The sequence below is a fragment of the Mycobacterium kansasii ATCC 12478 genome (assembly GCF_000157895.3).
Classification (GTDB): domain Bacteria; phylum Actinomycetota; class Actinomycetes; order Mycobacteriales; family Mycobacteriaceae; genus Mycobacterium; species Mycobacterium kansasii.
In genome coordinates, this window is sequence record NC_022663.1 from 4,141,596 (window position 1) to 4,158,162 (window position 16,567).

Consider the following 16,567-nt stretch of genomic DNA (forward strand, 5'->3'; position numbering starts at 1 on the left):
GTGACTCAAGTGACCAGGAGTACCCGCGCGCGACACCCAACCGGGGCTACACCAGCAGCGGCGCTAGATGCCATAGTCAGGCAATTCGAAGTCGTCGCGCACGCTGCCCGCGAAAAACGTTGCCAGCGGCCCGAAGTTCATCGTGCGCATCGCCATATTGCGGAACCACAGACCGAGTCGGGTCCGGGTTGCGAAGTACCCGATGAACTTGGTCGCTCCGGCTTGCTTGCTTTCGACAAAAGGACGCAGCCGCGCCTCGTAGGCTTCGAAGGCTCGGCGATGGTCGCCCCCGGCGCGCTCGAGTTCCCCGGCCAGCACGTACGCCTCGGTCATCGCCAAGCCGGTGCCCTCGCCGCCGAGCAGGGAGATGCATCCGGCCGCATCACCGATCAGCAGCACCCGATCGCGAGACCAGCTGTCCATCCGGATCTGACTCACAACGTCGAAGTAGAGGTCGTCGACATCGTCGAGCGTGGCCAGGATCTCTCGGCATTCCCAGCCGGCGCCGCCGAACTCGTTGCGCAGCTGGTCTTTTGGCGTGACACCGACGCTGTCGTGCTCGGCGCGGAAGATGAACAAGAACATCGTGCGGCCGCCGCGCAGCGCGAAACGGCCCACCTGTCTGCCGGGAATGTTGTAGGTGACGTAGCTCAGTTCGTCGCGTGGCCGGTAGCCGTCCACCACCCAGGCTGCGACCTTGCAGCCGAGGTAATGCTCGTAGTTGCGCTCCGGACCGAAGACCAGTCCGCGTACCTTGGAATGCAGTCCGTCGGCACCAATGACCAGGTCGAAATCCATTGGGGGGCTTGTGCAGAAGGCCAGGCGGACACCGTCCTCGTGCTGATCGATGGCGGTGATGCTGTCATCGAATATCGTTTCGACCTCGCCGTCGATCGTGGCGTAGATTGCGGCGGCCAGATCGCCGCGCGGCAGGCTGGTGAAATCGTCACCGAGAATGCGGCGAAAGACGTCGACATCCACGTCGGCTTTGATCTTGCCGTTGGGGCCGACCGAGCGCAGGCGCTCGATCTGGTATCCGGCAGTACGGATCGGGCCTTCGATGTCCATGCGTTTGGCCACCTGATAGCCGACGCCCCAGAAGTCGATCACGTAGCCGCCGGTGCGGAATTTTGGAGCCTGTTCGACCAGCGTCGGGGTATGGCCGGTGCGACGCAGCCAATACGCGAGCGCCGCTCCCGCCACCCCGGCGCCGCTGATCGCTACTTGCATACTGCAATTGTGCCCTATGGCACAACTGAGTCCAAGGCCGTGCCTGCCGGCGCCCAATCCGATCCGACGCTTCCTGATCGGGATTCCGGCCGGGCTGGCAACCTGCTGCCGGCTGCCGCTGACGAGCTGCTGAGCTGTCGCGGCCTTACGGTCTGGACGCCATGGGTCTGAAGCCCGCTTGCCGTCACTTGGCTAAGTCGCCGTCGGCAAACAACCTGCCGGTTCTTCGAGAAGGGCGCCAGGAGCAAGCGCGGCCAGGGCGCGGGTCCGTTAATGTTCGAAACGTGACGGCGCCGACGCGGGCGAAGCTGGCCGATGGCCGTGACATCCTGTTCTTCGCGTTGCCCGGTCACCTTCCGCGACCAGTTGCCGATCGTCGGCCGCTGCCGCCGCGCGGCAAGCAACATTCGGAGTTGCGGTTCGACCGGTCTACCGGTCAGTGGGTGATCATCGCGGCGTTGCGTCAAGACCGTACCTACAAGCCGCCGCCCGATCAGTGCCCGCTGTGTCCGGGTCCGACGGGGTTGACCAGCGAGGTGCCCGCGCGCGACTACGACGTCGTCGTCTTCGAGAACCGGTTCCCGAGCCTGTCCGGCGCCGGCGGACTCTCACCGGTCGGCGACGGCTTCGCCTCGGCGCCGGGCCACGGCCGTTGTGAGGTGATCTGCTTCTCCGGCAACCACACCGGGTCGTTCGCCGCCCTGGAAGCGCCGCATGCCCGCCTCGTCGTCGAGGCGTGGCGGCATCGTACCGCCGAGCTGTTGAGTCAGCCGGGCATCGAGCAGGTGTTCTGCTTCGAGAATCGCGGCGAGGAGATCGGTGTGACGCTGACCCATCCGCATGGTCAGATCTACGGCTACCCTTACCTGACCCCGCGGACGGCGACCATGCTACATCAGGCACGCGAGCATCGAATACGCCACGGAAACAACCTGTTCCAAGACCTGCTGGCCCATGAGGTGGCCGACGGCAGTCGTATCATCGCGCGCAGTGACCTGTTCACCGCGTTCGTGCCGTTCGCCGCGCGCTGGCCCGTCGAGGTGCACATCTACCCGAACCGGTTCGTGCCCAACCTCATCGAACTCGACTCCGCCGAGTTGGACGGATTCACACAGCTCTATCTCGACGTGCTGCGCCGCTTCGACAGCATGTATTCCGGCCCGCTGCCGTATATTTCGGCGCTGCACCAATACACCGACGCGCAACCGGAAGGCTACTTTCACGTCGAGCTCATGTCGATTCGCCGCAGCGCCACCGCGTTGAAATACCTGGCGGGCTCCGAGTCGGCGATGGATGCGTTCATCAGCGACGTGACGCCGGAAAGCGTCGCCGAGCGGCTGCGAGACCTTGCGTGACGGTCCGCTACGCCGCGCCGGGGCGGATCAACCTGATCGGCGAGCACACCGACTACAACCTCGGCTGGGCGTTGCCGATCGCGCTGCCGCAGCGCACGGTGGTGAGGTTCGCGCCCGGCGGCGGCGACGCGATCACGGTGAGTAGCGACCGCATGGCTGCCGCGGAGCGCATACCGCTGGACACCGCCCCCGGTGGGGTGACCGGCTGGGCCGGTTATGTGGCCGGGGTGATCTGGGCGCTGCGCGGCGCCGGCCATCCGGTGCCCGGGGGAGCGATGTCGATCGCCAGCGACGTCGAGATCGGGTCCGGGCTCTCGTCCTCGGCGGCGTTGGAATGCGCTGTCCTGGGCGCGATCACATCCGCGGCCGGCGTCCGCATCGACCGCATCGAGCAGGCTCGGCTCGCGCAGCGCGCCGAAAACGACTACGTCGGCGCGCCAACGGGTTTACTCGACCAATTGGCCGCGCTGTTCGGGGAGCCGTCGACGGCGCTGCTGATCGACTTCCGCGACCTCGCCATCCGGCCGGTGCCGTTCGACCCCGAAGCTTCTGGGATCACGCTGTTGCTGATCGACTCCCGCGCCCCGCATCGTCACGCCACCGGTGAATACGCGCAGCGCCGCGCGTCATGTGAGCGGGCAGCCGCGGTTCTACAGGTCTCGTCATTACGCGACGTCGACGACCTCTCGGCGCTGGCCGCGATCGGTGACCCGCTCGACGCCCGGCGTGCCCGCCATGTGCTCACCGAGAACCAGCGCGTGCTGGATTTTACTGCTGCGCTGGCTGTTTCGGATTTTGCCGAGGCGGGCCGGCTGCTCACCGCTTCGCACGCGTCCATGCGCGACGACTTCGACATCACCACCGAACACCTCGACTTGATCGCCGACACCGCGGTGCGCAGCGGTGCGCTGGGTGCCCGGATGACCGGCGGCGGGTTCGGCGGCTGCGTGATCGCCCTGGTGCCGGATGGCCGGGTGGGTGACGTCGAGCAGGCGGTGCGACGGATGGTGCGCGACGCCGGCTACGAACAGCCGCTGGTCAGCCGGACCCATGCCGCTGCGGGCGCAGGTCCGGGTTGAGACCGTTGCGGGCGCACGCCAATAGTTGGCAACGGCAAACGTCTTGGCGTGTGCTCGGCTTGTCGCCGACGCCGACGCCATCGCAGCAAAGGCGGCGGCGGAAGGCGGTCAGGTGATCGCTGCACCGTTCGATATTCCGACGGTGGGATGCTCGGCCGTCTTGTCGGACCCGCAGGGAGCCGTATTCGGTGTGCTGAAGCCCTCGTCGCAGCAGTAGGCCCGTCCGACGGCCACGTAGTCGACGGTCAGGTGCGCAACCACAGCCACGCCGGCGCCAGTTGATCGCGGTCATAGCTCCGCAGCTCGCCGCTCATCACCACGGCGGCGACGTTGACGCAGTATCGCTCCCATCGTGGGGCGCCGACGACGGCGACTTTGGCAAAGTCGCGGCGGTGTTTGAGATCGAACACCGTGTTGGCCCACGCCGCGCCCAGAGTCCAGCCGCGGAAGGGCTCATCGAGCAGGAATAGCACCTTCAGCACGCCGAAGCGGTTCAGCAACTTTTCCACCCTTGGCGCCAGCACATCGTGGTAATCGGCCGTGCTGAGCTTTCCGGTCGCGCGCACGCCGAGCACGTCTCGATCGCTCCCGTGCATGAATTCGATCATCTGTCATTGTCTTTCGGGTTCGGGCGGCGTTGGTCGCGAACAACGCGGCGGCGCCGCCGAGTTCGGCAGGCGCTTTCGTCCGGGGTCTTCCCCGTCGATTCCTATCGCCATAACTCCAGCATTGGACTTCACGTTGCTTGAGGGTCAAGGGTGTGAGCGGGACAATTGAATATGGCTTCACACGCTCTCAGAATCGGCGACCTCGCCGACGCGACGGAAACCACTGCCCCCACGATCCGCTACTACGAGGATATCGGCCTGCTGCCCAACCCCACCCGGGTTGGCGGTCAACGTCGCTACGGCGACGCCGACGTGCGGCGGATGACGTTCATTCGGCGCTGCCGCCAGTTCGGCTTCTCGGTCGAGCAGATTCGAAATCTGCTCGAAGTGGCCCAGGACAGCGAGCGCTGCTGCTTGGAGGCCCGTCAGTTGGCCGAAAGCCATCTCGCGGCGATTCACGCCAAACTGGTGGAATTGTGCGCACTCGAACGCAACATCGCTGAGCTTATCGAGGCCGGCAAAGTCGAATGTGGCGGCGGGCCTGGTGTGGAGTGCTGTGTGCTCGAGGGACTTTCCCAACCGCCGGCATGGTAGTGCGGTAGCGTCAAGAATCCTGATCTGCCAATGCCGAGGGACTGCTCGCAGTATGAAAATGTGGATACAGATCCGAGACCGCGACGACGATGCCGAGTTCCCGGACGGGGCCGCCTATGAAGTGCTCACCGGCGGCGTGCTGAAGGTCCTCAGCGGCAACGATATTCATCTCTACAGTCCGTCATACTGGCAGGAGGTGACGATCGATACCCGGCCTGCGGATCAGCACGGCAACCGAGGCGACGAGCTGGACGACGATCTGAGATGGCAGTGATGCCGCCACCGAGCCGGCAGAACCGGAACGGCGGCCGAGGGACTTTCGGCCACCGGAGCTAGTGGCCAACTGCCCTCCCGCCGGCGCGCCGGATGAGCGGACGATTGGACTCGTCCGAGGAAGGGGGATGTTGATGAAGGCAAATGTCGGAGACTGGCTGGTGATCAAGGGCACGACGATCGACCGACCGGACCACCGGGGGTTGATCATCGAGGTGCATTCAGCCGATGGTTCGCCGCCCTACGTCGTGCGATGGCTGGACACCGACCACGTCGCGACGGTGGTCCCCGGTCCGGACGCCGTCGTCGTCACCGCAGCGGAGCAGAAGGCGGCCGACGAGCGCGCCCAGCATCGGTTCGGGGCGGTGCAATCGGCGATCATGCACGGCAAGAGCACGTAGGCAGCATCGGCTCGGGCGATGGAGTCGGCCATGGCGGCCCGATGGCCGGCACAGGTTCGGCGCCGAGACGCAACGTTGGTGCCGTTCGATATCGCACGGATCGAAGCCGCGGTGGCGCGGGCCGCCCGTGAGGTCGCTTACGACGACCCCGACATGCCGGCCACGGTCGCCAGGGCCGTCGCCGACACATTGGGTCCTCGGATCGCGTCCGTCGAGCGCGTCGGGGACTTCGTCGAGGCGCGGCTGGGAGAAGCAGGTCTCGACGACGTTGCCCGCGCATACATCATCTACCGGCAGCGTCGCGCCGAACTGCGCGCGGGCAAGGCATTGCTCGGTGTGCGTGACGAGCTGAAGCTGAGTTTGGCGGCCGTGATGGTCCTGCGGGAACGTTATCTGCTGCGCGACGCGCGGGGCCGGCCCACCGAGTCGACCGGCGAGATGATGGACCGGACGGCGCGTTGTGTCGCCGCGGCCGAGGATGAGTACCGGACCGGCTCGTCGGCGCAGTGGGCGGAGCGGTTTGCGACATTGTTGCGCAACCTCGAATTCCTGCCGAATTCGCCCACCCTGATGAACGCCGGCACCGACCTGGGGTTGCTCGCCGGCTGTTTCGTTCTGCCGGTTGAGGATTCGCTGCGGTCGATCTTCGCGACGCTGGGCCAGGCCGCCGAGGTGCAGCGCGCCGGCGGCGGCACCGGCTACACGTTCAGCCGGGTGCGGCCCGCCGGGGACCGGGTGGCCAGCACCGGCGGCACGGCCAGCGGCCCGATGTCGTTCCTGCGCCTCTACGACACCGCCGCAGATGTCGTCTCGATGGGCGGTCGACGCCGCGGCGCCTGCATGGCGGTGCTCGACGCGTCGCACCCCGATATTTGCGACTTCATCAGCGCCAAGGCCGAATCAACCAGTCATCTCACCCATTTCAACCTGTCGGTCGGCGTCGGCGACGCGTTCCTGCGCGCCGTCGAACGCGGCGGCGCGCACCGACTGGTCAACCCGCGTACCGGCAAGACCGTCGCACGGATGCCGGCGGCCGAACTGTTCGACGCGATCTGCCAAGCCGCGCACGCCTGCGGCGACCCCGGACTGGTGTTTCTCGACACGATCAATCGCGCCAATCCGGTGCCGGCACGCGGCCGGATCGAGGCGACCAACCCGTGTGGCGAGGTGCCGCTGCTGCCGTACGAGTCCTGCAACCTCGGCTCGATCAACCTGGCCCGGATGATCACCAATGGACACCTCGACTGGGACCGGCTCGGTGCGGTCACCGAAGTGGCGGTGCGGTTCCTCGACGACGTCATCGACGTCAGCCGCTATCCCTTTCCCGAACTGGCCGAAGCGACCCGCGCCAGCCGCAAGATCGGGCTGGGGATCATGGGCTTGGCGGAACTGCTTGCCTCACTGGGCATTCCATATGACAGTGTCGAGGGGGTGCGGCTGGCCGGCCAGGTCATGCGCCGCATCCAGCGGCACGCACACCTGGCGTCGAGGCGGCTGGCCGAAGACCGGGGCTCATTCCCGGCGTTCGCCGACAGCCGGTTGGTCCGTTTTGGCCCGCGGCGCAACGCACAAGTCACCTCTGTCGCCCCGACCGGCACCATCTCACTGATCGCCGGCACCACCGCCGGGATCGAGCCGATGTTCGCCATCGCCTTCACCCGCGCCATCGTCGGCAGGCAGCTGCTGGAGGTCAACCCGTGCTTCGACCGGCTGGCCCGCGATCAGGGCTTCTACCGTGACGAACTGGTCGCCGAGATCGCCCAGCGCGGCGGAGTGCGCGGCTATCCGCGGCTGCCCGCCGAGCTGCGCGCGGCGTTTCCGACCGCGGCCGAGATCGCGCCGCAGTGGCACCTGCGCATGCAGGCCGCGGTGCAGCGCCACGTCGACGCCGCGGTATCCAAGACGGTCAACCTGCCGGCCGCCGCAACGGTCGACGACGTCCGGGCCGTCTATCTGTCCGCGTGGCGGGCCAAGGTCAAGGGCATCACGGTGTACCGCTACGGCAGCCGGGAAGGGCAGGTGTTGTCCTACGCCGCGCCGGAACCGGTGCTGGCTCGGGCCGACACCGAGTTCAGCGGCGGCTGCGCGGGGCGGTCCTGCGAATTCTGAGGCTGTCCTTGGACGCCTCCGGCTGCCCTGGACCGCGTGATGACCTTTGGCCCTGGCCCGCATGCAGATTCGCGGCGTAGTAAGGAGGGCATGCGCCACGAGACAGAATTACCACGAGACATCGAGGTCGACGTGACCACCCGCGGTGACCTTCCCGGAGCGGCCGATTACGCACGCGCCAAGATCGGCCAACTCGGACGGCTCGCGCACCGGCCGGTGCTGCGCGCCCGCGTCAGGGTTACCGAGCATCGTGACCCGGCGGTGGAGCGGCCCGTGGTTGCGCAGGGCAACCTGGACGTCGACGGTCGGCTGGTGCGGGCCCAAGCCCAGGGGGAGACCGCGCAGGAAACGATCGATCTGCTCGAGTCGCGGTTGCGGCATCGGCTGGAACGGATCGCCGAACATTGGGAATCACGGCGGGGCGAGCAACCGGCAGCCGGTCCGCACGAGTGGCGCCATGAATCCGAGCCCAGCCACCGGCCGAGCTACTTTCCCCGGCCGGCCGACGAACGCCGCGTCATCCGGCGCAAGTCGTTCACCATGGCGCCCTGCACGGTCGACGAGGCCGCACTCGAAATGAACCTGCTCGACTACGACTTTCACCTGTTCACCGAGATTGGCACCGCCAGCGCGGGCGTCCTTTACCGCGGTGGTCCGACGGGCTACCGCCTTGCGCTGGTGGCCCCGGTGCCCACCGATCAGCTCAGTCCGTTCGAGCTCGACGTGACCATCAGCGCGCAGCCGGCGCCGTGTCTGAGCCTCGATGAGGCCACCGAGCGGCTGAGCCTACTCGGGCTGCCGTTCCTGTTCTTCATCGATGCCGCCCAGGGCCGCGCCAGCGTCTTGTATCACCGCTACGACGGTCATTACGGGTTGATCACCCCGGCAGGCTAACGGCCTAATACGTCCCGATTTCCTGTTCGGGTAGCAGGGCGCCGGTCGCCTCGAAGACCACCCGCCTGCCGATCTCGACGGCGTGGTCGGCGAAGCGCTCATAGAAGCGGCCCAACAAAGCGATGTCGACAGCGCTCTTGACCCCGTGCTTCCAGTCGCGATCCATCAGTGTGGTCAAGAGCTGTCGGTGCAGCTCATCCATCTCGTCGTCTTGTTCGCGAATGTGGGCTGCCATTTCGGTATTACGGGTCATCACCACTTCCTGCGCGCAATGTGCCAGCTCTACTGCCGCCCTGCCCATTTCGGCGAAATGATGCTCAACATCGGTGGGCAGCACCTGGTCTGGCTGTCGGCGCTGGACAATCTTGGCGACGTGCACCGCCAGCGCGTCCATCCGGTCCAGGTCGGCTACGACCTGAATGGAGCCGACGATGCTGCGCAGCTCGCCGGCCACGGGCTGCTGCAGCGCCAACAAGCTGAAGGCGCTTTCTTCGGCATGCTTTCGCAGCACCGCCATTTGGTCGTGGTCGCTGATGACCTGTAGCGCAGCGGCGGCGTCGGCCTGCAACAGCGCCTGCGTCGCACGCTCCATCGCGGCCGCGGTCAGACCGCAGAGCCGAGCCAGCTGATCAGCCAGGTCGGTGAGTCGCTCATGATAGACGGTTCGCATGGTCTTGTGCCCTCCTTGTGTGGTCAGCCTTTAACGACTCCCAGCGGCACCAGCCGCGCGACCTTACGCGCCAGCCCGGCGCGATCGCTGGTCTCGATGACGGTGTCGATGTCCTTGTACGCGTCGGGCTTCTCTTCGGCCAGCCCCCGCCGTGAGCTGCCGCGGACGAGGATGCCGGCCCGTTCCAGGCCGCTACGTAGTGCGTCGGCGTCGGTGTGGCGGGCCGCCTGGTGCCGACTCTGCACTCGGCCGGCTCCGTGCGCCGTCGAGAAGAATGCCGGGTTGTCCGGCACTCCCGTCAAGACGTAGGAGGCAGTGCCCATCGTGCCCGGGATCAGCACCGGCTGGCCGACCGCGGACAGGTCGTGCGGTACGTCCGGATGGTGCGGCGGCAGCGAGCGCGTCGCGCCCTTGCGGTGCACGCAGACGGTGCGCAACCGGCCGTCGACTGGATGCTCTTCGAGCTTGGCCAGGTTGTGCGACACGTCGTACAGCACGTCCAGCGTCGTGGCGGTTGCCTGTTCGAACACGCGACGGGCGACCTCGGTCAACAGTTGGCGGTTGGCGCGTCCGTAGTTGGCCGCGGCTGCCATGGCGGCCAGGTACGCCCGACCCTCGGGGGAATTGACCGGTACGCATGCCAGCTGGCGGTCGGGCACCTCAATGCCGAAGCGGCCCATGGCATTTTCCATCTGCCGGACATGGTCGGTGCAAATCTGATGTCCCAGGCCCCGGGAGCCGGTGTGGATCATCACGCAGACCGTGCCCTCGGCCAGCCCCATGCTCGCGGCGGCGCCGTCGTCGTAGATGCGATCGACGGCCTGCACCTCGAGGAAGTGGTTGCCGGAACCCAGGCTGCCGATCTGGCCGAGGCCCCGTTCGATCGCCCGGTCACTGACCGTGGCCGCGTCGGCGCCGTCGAGCACGCCGCCGTCTTCGCAGCGCTGCAAGTCCCGGGTGACGCCGTGGCCCTGCTCCACCGCGAAGCGGGCGCCGCCGGTGAGGACCTGCTCCAGGGCGCGGCGGTCCGGCAGGCGCCACACGCCTTTGGTGCCGACCCCACGCGGTATGGCCGCATCGAGGCGATCCATCACCGCGCGAATTCTTGGCCGCAGCCGGTCGCGATCCAGCCCCGGGCTCACCAGCAGACGGACCCCGCAGGAAATGTCGAATCCGACGCCGCCGGGGGAGACGACGCCGCCGTCGTCAATGTCCGTTGCGGCCACGCCGCCGATCGGGAAACCGTACCCCCAGTGCACGTCGGGCATCGCGAAAGAGGCCCGGACGATGCCCTGCAGGGTCGCCACGTTGGCCACCTGAGCCAGCGCCATGTCACCGCTCGCGTCCGGCAGCAGGTCGCGGGAGGCGAACACGATGCCCGGCACCCGCATGGCTCCTTCTTGTTCGATCCGCAACCGGTATGAAGTCTCTTCGATCAGCTTCATCAGGCTGCTCCGTCAGACGTCCACAGTTACCGAGCATCGCCAGCCATGCTCGCCGCGTACCAGGCAAAGGTCGTTGAGCGACACCGCCTTTGGGACTGCTCCGACCTGAGGGACCGCGCCGGCGTCGACCATCTCCAGCGTCATGTCGACACCACCGTCAGCCTCGCTCAGCATAAGTTCGACCGGGGCCTGGCCGGTCGTGTCCAACAGGTAGATGACCTCGTCCAGGGCCGCGACCAGCAGGCTGTCGTCACTGTTCGCGGTCACCCTGCGACGCCGGGTCTGTTGCACCGGGGCCGAGGAGGTGTCCAGGAAGCTCTCCACCACGCCGAGCACCGCTTGCCTGATGCACCCGTCGCGGGTCGGCGCCCACGCCTCGATGCGGAGATCCGCCGTGTGCGGGACGCTCCGATGCCCTGCTTTGTTGTGCGCCATGGTCTTTGCCACCTACCCGGTGGTGACGGCCCGGCTCAGGTGGTCGAGGAACCAGTCGCACGCCAAATTCGCGACCCGTTCTAGCGTGCCCGGTTCTTCGAACAGATGCGTCGCGTCGGGAACCACTGCGAGTTCGCACGGCCCAGGTATCACCGCTTGCGCCTGTCGGTTCAGCTCGAGGACCACGTGGTCGCGTCCACCCACGATGAGCAGGGTCGGCGCCACGACGTTCACCAGCGAGCGACCCGCGAGATCGGGCCGACCGCCGCGGGACACCACCGCCCGCACCTTTACTCGCGGATCGGTGGCCGCCACCAGCGCCGCGCCCGCTCCAGTGCTCGCACCGAAGTAGCCGACCGGCAGGGCTGCGGTGCCGGGCTGGGTGGCCAGCCAAACTGTCACGTCGACGAGTCGGGACGCCAAGAGTTCGATATCGAAGACGTTGGCGCGGTTGCGTTCTTCTGCGGGTGTGAGCAAGTCGAACAGCAGCGTGCCAAGACCGGCTCCGTTCAAGACATCGGCCACGTGCCGATTGCGTGGACTGTGCCGGCTGCTTCCGCTGCCATGCGCGAAAACTACTATTCCCCTGGGGTTTTCGGGAATGGTCAGGTGCCCGGCCACCGAGACGGGGCCAGCGCGCACCCGGACTTCCTCGTCTCGCAGGGGTGGGTCGGCCGCGGTGTCGATCGCCGCAGCCGAGGCAAAGTCGTTCCGGGCGCGATCGAGGAGAGCGATCACCTCGTCGTCGGAGGTTTGGGCAAAGTTGTGGTAACCCTGTCCGACGGCGAAGAAAAGCGGCGGGGTTTCCAGGCAAACCACCTCGTCGGCATATCCGGCGAATCGCGCGACGATGTCGTCGGGGCCGATGGGAACGGCCAGGATCACCGTGCCGGCCCCCTGCGCCCGGGCGACTTGGCAGCCCGCCTTGGCCGTCGCGCCGGTCGCGATACCGTCATCGACGATTACCGCGATCCGTCCGGTCAACGGGATCCGGTCACGTCCGCGACGGAAGCGTTCCACGCGACGTTGCAGTTCGATCCGTTGCGTGCGTTCGACCGCCTGCACGTCTTCGTCATCGAGGCTTGCCGCGCGAACGACGCCGTCGTTGAGCACCCGCACGCCGTCTTCCCCGATGGCTCCAAAGGCCAATTCTGGTTGAAACGGCACCCCGAGCTTGCGCACGACGAGGACGTCGAGTGGTGCCTGCAGTGCCTTGGCGACCTCGAAGGCCACCGGCACCCCGCCGCGCGGCAGCCCGAGGACGACGACACCTCGGCCGTACAGATGCTTGAGCCGCTGCGCTAACTGCCGTCCGGCATCGCTGCGATCCTCAAATGGCCTCATCTGCCGAGTGTGTCGCGATCTAACGCCCAGCGGAATGGAATTAGGTCCCTTGGGTGACTGACCACGGTCCCTTCGGACCGGCGGTGTCACGCCGCCGGCAGGGCGAACGACTGCGGAGATCGGTGACATGTTGTCGTCGCACTGGCTTTGTGCGGCGTTAGTAAGTAGTGACTTTCGGCCCCTGGCGGGTGGAATGGCGGCCGGTGTGTGCTGGAGACAGCCGCGAGGAGGTAGTCATGCCCGCCAATACGAAGGTTTCGGCGCTCGACCATGCGATGCATGTTGCTCATACGTGGGTTAACGAAGTGGCCAATGAATTCGACACCGATGATCGCGAGTTCGCCTATGGAGTGCTGCGGGCATGGCTGCATACACTTCGGGATCGGCTTCCAGTGGAGGCAGCTGCGCACTTTGCGGCCCAACTGCCGGACCTGATCAGGGGCGTCTTCTACGCGGGCTGGGATCCTGGCGGCGTCCCGGTGAAGTACAACGCTGAGGCCTATATCGCCCGGTTTGCCCGTGAGGCGAACATCTCCCACAAGGACGTCGACAAGGCGGCTGGTGCGGTTACCGCCGCGTTACTGCATTTCCTGCCACCGGCCCAGGTGGCCAAGGCTCTGGATCAGCTCCCGAACGAAATCCGGGTGCTGCTGCAGCCCCAGGCATAGCCGCGGCAGAACTTCAGCTGCGCATAGAATTCTGGGTCGGAAGTACTTCATCGCTGACCGTCGAGCTTGGTCGATCGAAGCGCCGATCAACATTCGGCAGCTGGCGTAGGCGTATGTCTTCCGTCGGTGAGCCGCACGACATATGTGCGGTCGGCACGATGATACTCAACCGTGCCGCCCTCGACGATCATCCCAACCAGCGCATTGCCGTCCTCGAAGAAGTACGCGTCGCCTTCTTGGCGCATGGAATCGATGTGGCAACCGGGCACAATCACGACGCTCCTGCGGGGATCATCGGTAAGGACCAGGATCCTCGCACCGCGTTCCACCGCTGTCTTCGCCGTTGCGTTCTGCCCCGCCTTCCTGGCTACGGGGTGCGCTACGGCCTTCTTTGCTTTGGCGGTCGTCTTCTTGACGGCGGTCTTCTTGGCGCTCGTCTTCTTCTGCGGCTTCTGTTGTTCCGTGGCGTGCTCAGCCATTGGTGTTTTCCTCTCTATGAATCACCGGTTGCTGTAATGACACAATGTCGCCGCGGCCACGCCGCTGTTCATTCCTCATCCAGAAGCGTTGTCGGACAACACATTAGTGTTCTCCTGTACCCGCCTGAAGCCCCTTCGGCGCACCTGTTCGACGACCCGGACGACTGGCTAGCTTGGCGGAACGTGTTCCCCGGGACGTGGACATTCGCCGGGAACATGGATGAGGACTGCGCTGTCTTCGGACGTTGCGGCTTGGCCGCGGCGATGCACGGTGATGTAGAGCCATCCGGCTTCAATCGGCTGTTTGCAGCGTGCGCATTGCGGGTGGGCAACCATATGCTCCTCACTTCCCAGGCCTCACTGTGTCCACCATCGGTTCACGGGTGGGCGACTTCCCGTCTTCGATGAACACTCATGGCTTGCCATCTGCTCCGAGGGGTCAGCGACTGGTGATCGCTTGCTGTGCGCAGATCGCTTTGACGAATTGGGCTATTGCGTGTTCCGGTAAGTGCCGGGCGATGTCGGCTTCGGAGACGATGCCCACCAGCCGGTGATCCTCGATGACCGGCAGCCGTCGCACCTGATGCTCTTCCATCACGTTGAGCATCCCTTCGATGCTGGCGTCGGCCTCGACATGATAGGTGCTGCCCTGGGCCAGTTCGCTGGCGGTCATCGTGTTCGGGTCGTGGCCGGCGGCAATGCATTTGGTGACGATGTCGCGGTCGGTGATCATGCCGTGCAGGCGGTCGTCGTCCCCGCAGATCGGCAGGGCGCCCACCCCCAGATCACGCATGTGCCGGGCCGCAGCGGCGAGGGTCTCATGTTCGCCGATACAGGTCGCTCCGATGTGCATGATGTCTTTGGCGGTGCTCATGGCATTTCTCCTGTAACTTCGGTAACGCTCGGCTTTCGACGGTGCGGCAGTCTGAAATCTAGACATGCCGATCGCGCCGTTCTAGGGCCATTGGGCCTTCGGGGCGACAACATTGGGCCCGGAAAAGTGCCGCGCCGACGGGCGAGTCGGTGCCGAGGCGCCGCCGTCACCCGCTCGACGTGAGCCCGCACAGCAGCAAGAGCACCGCCAGCGGCGGCCACAACGAAAACAGATCGAGCGTCAGCGTGACGACCAGCAGCATGGTGCGCCGGCTCAGCCACCGTGCCAGGCCGCTGGTATCTGGACGCGTCCTGGACCACCAAGCCCGAACCGGTGGTTAGGCTGACCAATTGCGCGACGCCAACGTGCTCGGTGTCGATCTGAACGCCGGTCATCTCGCCGCCGCCGTCCTGGACCCCGCGGGTAACCCGGTCGGTGAGCCCGTCACGATCGATGTTCAGACGGCCGGTTGAGGATGCGAGCGGGCACTCCACCGGCCAGACCTGCGCAGCCATCGGGAACCACACGACGGTGCCGTAGTTATGGCTCACCGCCACGCCCACAACGACGACCAGGCATGCCGGTCCACCGGAGAACACCCCACCGTCAGCGACCAACACCGTTCGGGCCGCATAGGATTCACTCCCGATCAGTACTGAGGATCGGTTTGTGGCCGAAACCGGATCAGCTCGGTTGCGACCCCCGCGTTGCCCTGCCGGAGCGCCGTATCCGCTCGAGTTCGCTCACCACGGCGTCGCTGACGACCACCGGGTACGTGTAGCCGATGTCGTCGAGCGAACGAAGCTCCGGCGGCAGCGCGTCGGTTTGCTGGCGCGCCCGGTCGCGCGCGGCCGCCAGGTCGGACACGTGCCGCGCGAGACGCCGGCCCTTGCTCATGATGGGCACCAACAACGGCTCACCGGGCAGCTTTTCGTCGTGCCGGCCGAGCAGGTCGCCGGTGAAGACCCCATGCTCGAGGCTGCGCAACACCTGCTTGCGTCCCGGATAGATCACCTTGCCGCTGGACAACTTGGTGCGGCCGATGCCGTCGTATTCCACCAGCTTGTAGGCCATGTCGAGGGCGGGCGCGTCGGCTGCGACGACCAAGTTGGTGCCGACGCCGAAGCCGTCGATCGGGCAGCCTGCAGCCAACAGCGCGGCGATGCGGTGCTCGTCGAGGCCCGACGAGGCGAAGATCTCGACCCGGTTGAGACCCGCGGCGTCCAGCCGGGCGCGCGCCGCCTTCGACAGTGCGCCGAGGTCTCCCGAATCCAGCCGGACCGCCCGCACGTCGAAGCGATCGCCGAGTCGTCGCGCCAGCTCGATGACGCGATCGACGCCGCGCAGCGTGTCGTAGGTGTCGACGAGCAGCGTGGTGCCGGGGTAGAGGCGGGCAAACGTGTCGAAGGCGTCGATCTCGTTGTCGAAGGCTTGCACATAGCTGTGCGCCATCGTGCCGAACGCGGGAATCCCGTAGTGGCGGGCCGCCAGAAGATTCGACGTGCCCGCCGCACCGGCAAGGTAGCTGGTGCGCGCCACCTTCAGGGCCGCATCGGCGCCGTGAGCGCGCCGGGCGCCGAAGTCCACCACCGGCCGTCCGCGGGCGGCGCCGACCACCCGCGCGGCCTTGCTTGCGAGCACACTTTGCAGGTGAACCTGGTTCAGCACAAAGGTTTCGACGAGCTGCGCTTCGATGATCGGCGCGATCACCGCGACAATCGGCTCGTTCGGAAAGACCACGGTTCCTTCCGGCACCGCCCAGACTTCTCCGGTGAAGCGCACGCCGGCGAGCCACCGCAGGAACTCGTCGGAGAACTGGCCCAGGCTGCGCAGGTAGTCCAGATCTTGTTCGTCGAATCGATACGATTCGAGGAAGTCGACCACGTCGGACAGGCCGGCGGCCACGATGTACGACCGGCTCGGTGGGAGCTTGCGGAAGAACGTCTCGAAAACCGCCGTGCCCGACATTGCTTGGGCCCAGTAGGCCTGCGCCATCGCCACCTGATACAGGTCGGTGAACAGCGCCCCGATGTCCTGACGGATCGCCATGGCTGCCGGTTATCCCTTGCTCATCGCTCGCGACATCAACGACCCTGGGCGAGAACCGGA

17 protein-coding genes and 2 pseudogenes are annotated in these 16,567 nt (G+C 66.3%); 10 read left to right on the top strand and 9 right to left on the bottom strand.

Annotated elements, in window-relative coordinates:
• Positions 1-63: 63 nt before the first annotated feature.
• Positions 64-1,230 (bottom strand): FAD-binding domain, encoded by a 1,167-nt coding sequence (locus tag MKAN_RS18105; protein WP_023370661.1) that lies wholly within the window; start codon positions 1,228-1,230, stop codon positions 64-66.
• 284 nt (positions 1,231-1,514) lie between these two features.
• On the opposite strand from MKAN_RS18105, the gene galT reads away from it, so the two are divergent.
• The 3 genes and pseudogenes from galT to MKAN_RS30610 all read left to right on the top strand — a co-directional run.
• Complete coding sequence (gene galT / locus MKAN_RS18110) at positions 1,515-2,585, top strand: galactose-1-phosphate uridylyltransferase (RefSeq protein WP_023370663.1); 1,071 nt, start codon at positions 1,515-1,517, stop codon at positions 2,583-2,585.
• The gene (locus MKAN_RS18115) at positions 2,582-3,664 is read left to right on the top strand and encodes a galactokinase (protein WP_023370665.1); all 1,083 of its coding nucleotides are present in this window, start codon (positions 2,582-2,584) and stop codon (positions 3,662-3,664) included. Before galT ends, MKAN_RS18115 begins: the two co-directional genes overlap by 4 nt.
• A gap of 61 nt (positions 3,665-3,725) precedes the next feature.
• Positions 3,726-3,881: pseudogene (locus MKAN_RS30610) on the top strand (VOC family protein); the annotation flags it as partial.
• Positions 3,882-3,909: 28 nt separating this feature from the next.
• On the opposite strand, the gene MKAN_RS18120 reads toward MKAN_RS30610, so the two are convergent.
• On the bottom strand, positions 3,910-4,260 hold the full coding sequence (locus tag MKAN_RS18120; RefSeq protein ID WP_225722792.1) for a SpoIIAA family protein: 351 nt from the start codon (positions 4,258-4,260) through the stop codon (positions 3,910-3,912).
• Positions 4,261-4,443: 183 nt separating this feature from the next.
• Between MKAN_RS18120 and MKAN_RS18125 the strand changes: the two genes are divergently transcribed.
• From MKAN_RS18125 to MKAN_RS18145, 5 genes are all read left to right on the top strand, one after another.
• A complete protein-coding gene (locus tag MKAN_RS18125; RefSeq protein WP_023370671.1) occupies positions 4,444-4,866 on the top strand; it encodes a MerR family transcriptional regulator in 423 nt (140 codons plus the stop codon).
• A 52-nt stretch (positions 4,867-4,918) separates the two neighbouring features.
• Entirely contained in the window at positions 4,919-5,140 is a 222-nt protein-coding gene (locus tag MKAN_RS18130) for a hypothetical protein (protein ID WP_023370673.1), read from the top strand.
• A gap of 133 nt (positions 5,141-5,273) precedes the next feature.
• Positions 5,274-5,540 carry a DUF1918 domain-containing protein gene (locus MKAN_RS18135; protein ID WP_036395309.1) on the top strand — a complete coding sequence of 89 codons (267 nt, stop codon included), beginning with the start codon at positions 5,274-5,276 and terminating at the stop codon, positions 5,538-5,540.
• Positions 5,541-5,570: 30 nt separating this feature from the next.
• Positions 5,571-7,649 carry an adenosylcobalamin-dependent ribonucleoside-diphosphate reductase gene (locus MKAN_RS18140; protein WP_036395310.1) on the top strand — a complete coding sequence of 693 codons (2,079 nt, stop codon included), beginning with the start codon at positions 5,571-5,573 and terminating at the stop codon, positions 7,647-7,649.
• Between the two features lie 90 nt (positions 7,650-7,739).
• On the top strand, positions 7,740-8,543 hold the full coding sequence (locus MKAN_RS18145; protein WP_023370679.1) for a ribosome hibernation promotion factor: 804 nt from the start codon (positions 7,740-7,742) through the stop codon (positions 8,541-8,543).
• A gap of 4 nt (positions 8,544-8,547) precedes the next feature.
• Here MKAN_RS18145 and phoU read toward each other — a convergent pair whose 3' ends face one another.
• The 4 genes and pseudogenes from phoU to MKAN_RS18165 form a co-directional block, all read right to left on the bottom strand.
• Positions 8,548-9,213: a phosphate signaling complex protein PhoU gene (gene phoU, locus MKAN_RS18150; protein WP_023370681.1), complete on the bottom strand. Its 666-nt coding sequence runs from the start codon at positions 9,211-9,213 to the stop codon at positions 8,548-8,550.
• A 23-nt stretch (positions 9,214-9,236) separates the two neighbouring features.
• A complete protein-coding gene (locus MKAN_RS18155) occupies positions 9,237-10,658 on the bottom strand; it encodes an RtcB family protein (RefSeq protein WP_023370682.1) in 1,422 nt (473 codons plus the stop codon).
• A 12-nt stretch (positions 10,659-10,670) separates the two neighbouring features.
• Complete coding sequence (locus MKAN_RS18160) at positions 10,671-11,093, bottom strand: archease (protein WP_036395311.1); 423 nt, start codon at positions 11,091-11,093, stop codon at positions 10,671-10,673.
• A 14-nt stretch (positions 11,094-11,107) separates the two neighbouring features.
• A pseudogene (locus MKAN_RS18165) lies at positions 11,108-12,437 on the bottom strand (phosphoribosyltransferase family protein); the annotation flags it as partial.
• 236 nt (positions 12,438-12,673) lie between these two features.
• Between MKAN_RS18165 and MKAN_RS18170 the strand changes: the two are divergent.
• The gene (locus MKAN_RS18170; RefSeq protein WP_036395277.1) at positions 12,674-13,105 is read left to right on the top strand and encodes a DUF2267 domain-containing protein; all 432 of its coding nucleotides are present in this window, start codon (positions 12,674-12,676) and stop codon (positions 13,103-13,105) included.
• Positions 13,106-13,191: 86 nt separating this feature from the next.
• On the opposite strand, the gene MKAN_RS32115 is transcribed toward MKAN_RS18170, so the two are convergent.
• A complete protein-coding gene (locus tag MKAN_RS32115; protein ID WP_023370690.1) occupies positions 13,192-13,584 on the bottom strand; it encodes a hypothetical protein in 393 nt (130 codons plus the stop codon).
• 439 nt (positions 13,585-14,023) lie between these two features.
• Entirely contained in the window at positions 14,024-14,458 is a 435-nt protein-coding gene (locus MKAN_RS18180) for a CBS domain-containing protein (RefSeq protein WP_023370692.1), read from the bottom strand.
• 350 nt (positions 14,459-14,808) lie between these two features.
• Here MKAN_RS18180 and MKAN_RS32615 point away from each other — a divergent pair, with 350 nt between their 5' ends.
• Positions 14,809-14,931: a hypothetical protein gene (locus MKAN_RS32615; RefSeq protein ID WP_023370696.1), complete on the top strand. Its 123-nt coding sequence runs from the start codon at positions 14,809-14,811 to the stop codon at positions 14,929-14,931.
• 211 nt (positions 14,932-15,142) lie between these two features.
• Here MKAN_RS32615 and MKAN_RS18185 read toward each other — a convergent pair whose 3' ends face one another.
• Positions 15,143-16,507, bottom strand: coding sequence for a nicotinate phosphoribosyltransferase (locus MKAN_RS18185; protein WP_023370698.1), 1,365 nt, complete (start codon positions 16,505-16,507; stop codon positions 15,143-15,145).
• Positions 16,508-16,567: the final 60 nt, after the last annotated feature.

Excerpts from the sequence above, each read along its gene's own strand:
- MKAN_RS18105 (WP_023370661.1), bottom strand. The coding sequence starts at position 1,230 with ATGCAAGTAGCGATCAGCGGCGCCGGGGTGGCGGGAGCGGCGCTCGCG.
- MKAN_RS18120 (WP_225722792.1), bottom strand. The coding sequence starts at position 4,260 with ATGCACGGGAGCGATCGAGACGTGCTCGGCGTGCGCGCGACCGGAAAG.
- MKAN_RS18125 (WP_023370671.1), top strand. The coding sequence starts at position 4,444 with ATGGCTTCACACGCTCTCAGAATCGGCGACCTCGCCGACGCGACGGAA.
- MKAN_RS18130 (WP_023370673.1), top strand. The coding sequence starts at position 4,919 with ATGAAAATGTGGATACAGATCCGAGACCGCGACGACGATGCCGAGTTC.
- MKAN_RS18135 (WP_036395309.1), top strand. The coding sequence starts at position 5,274 with ATGAAGGCAAATGTCGGAGACTGGCTGGTGATCAAGGGCACGACGATC.
- MKAN_RS18140 (WP_036395310.1), top strand. The coding sequence starts at position 5,571 with ATGGCGGCCCGATGGCCGGCACAGGTTCGGCGCCGAGACGCAACGTTG.
- MKAN_RS18145 (WP_023370679.1), top strand. The coding sequence starts at position 7,740 with ATGCGCCACGAGACAGAATTACCACGAGACATCGAGGTCGACGTGACC.
- phoU (WP_023370681.1), bottom strand. The coding sequence starts at position 9,213 with ATGCGAACCGTCTATCATGAGCGACTCACCGACCTGGCTGATCAGCTG.
- MKAN_RS18155 (WP_023370682.1), bottom strand. The coding sequence starts at position 10,658 with ATGAAGCTGATCGAAGAGACTTCATACCGGTTGCGGATCGAACAAGAA.
- MKAN_RS18160 (WP_036395311.1), bottom strand. The coding sequence starts at position 11,093 with ATGGCGCACAACAAAGCAGGGCATCGGAGCGTCCCGCACACGGCGGAT.
- MKAN_RS18170 (WP_036395277.1), top strand. The coding sequence starts at position 12,674 with ATGCCCGCCAATACGAAGGTTTCGGCGCTCGACCATGCGATGCATGTT.
- MKAN_RS32115 (WP_023370690.1), bottom strand. The coding sequence starts at position 13,584 with ATGGCTGAGCACGCCACGGAACAACAGAAGCCGCAGAAGAAGACGAGC.
- MKAN_RS18180 (WP_023370692.1), bottom strand. The coding sequence starts at position 14,458 with ATGAGCACCGCCAAAGACATCATGCACATCGGAGCGACCTGTATCGGC.
- MKAN_RS18185 (WP_023370698.1), bottom strand. The coding sequence starts at position 16,507 with ATGGCGATCCGTCAGGACATCGGGGCGCTGTTCACCGACCTGTATCAG.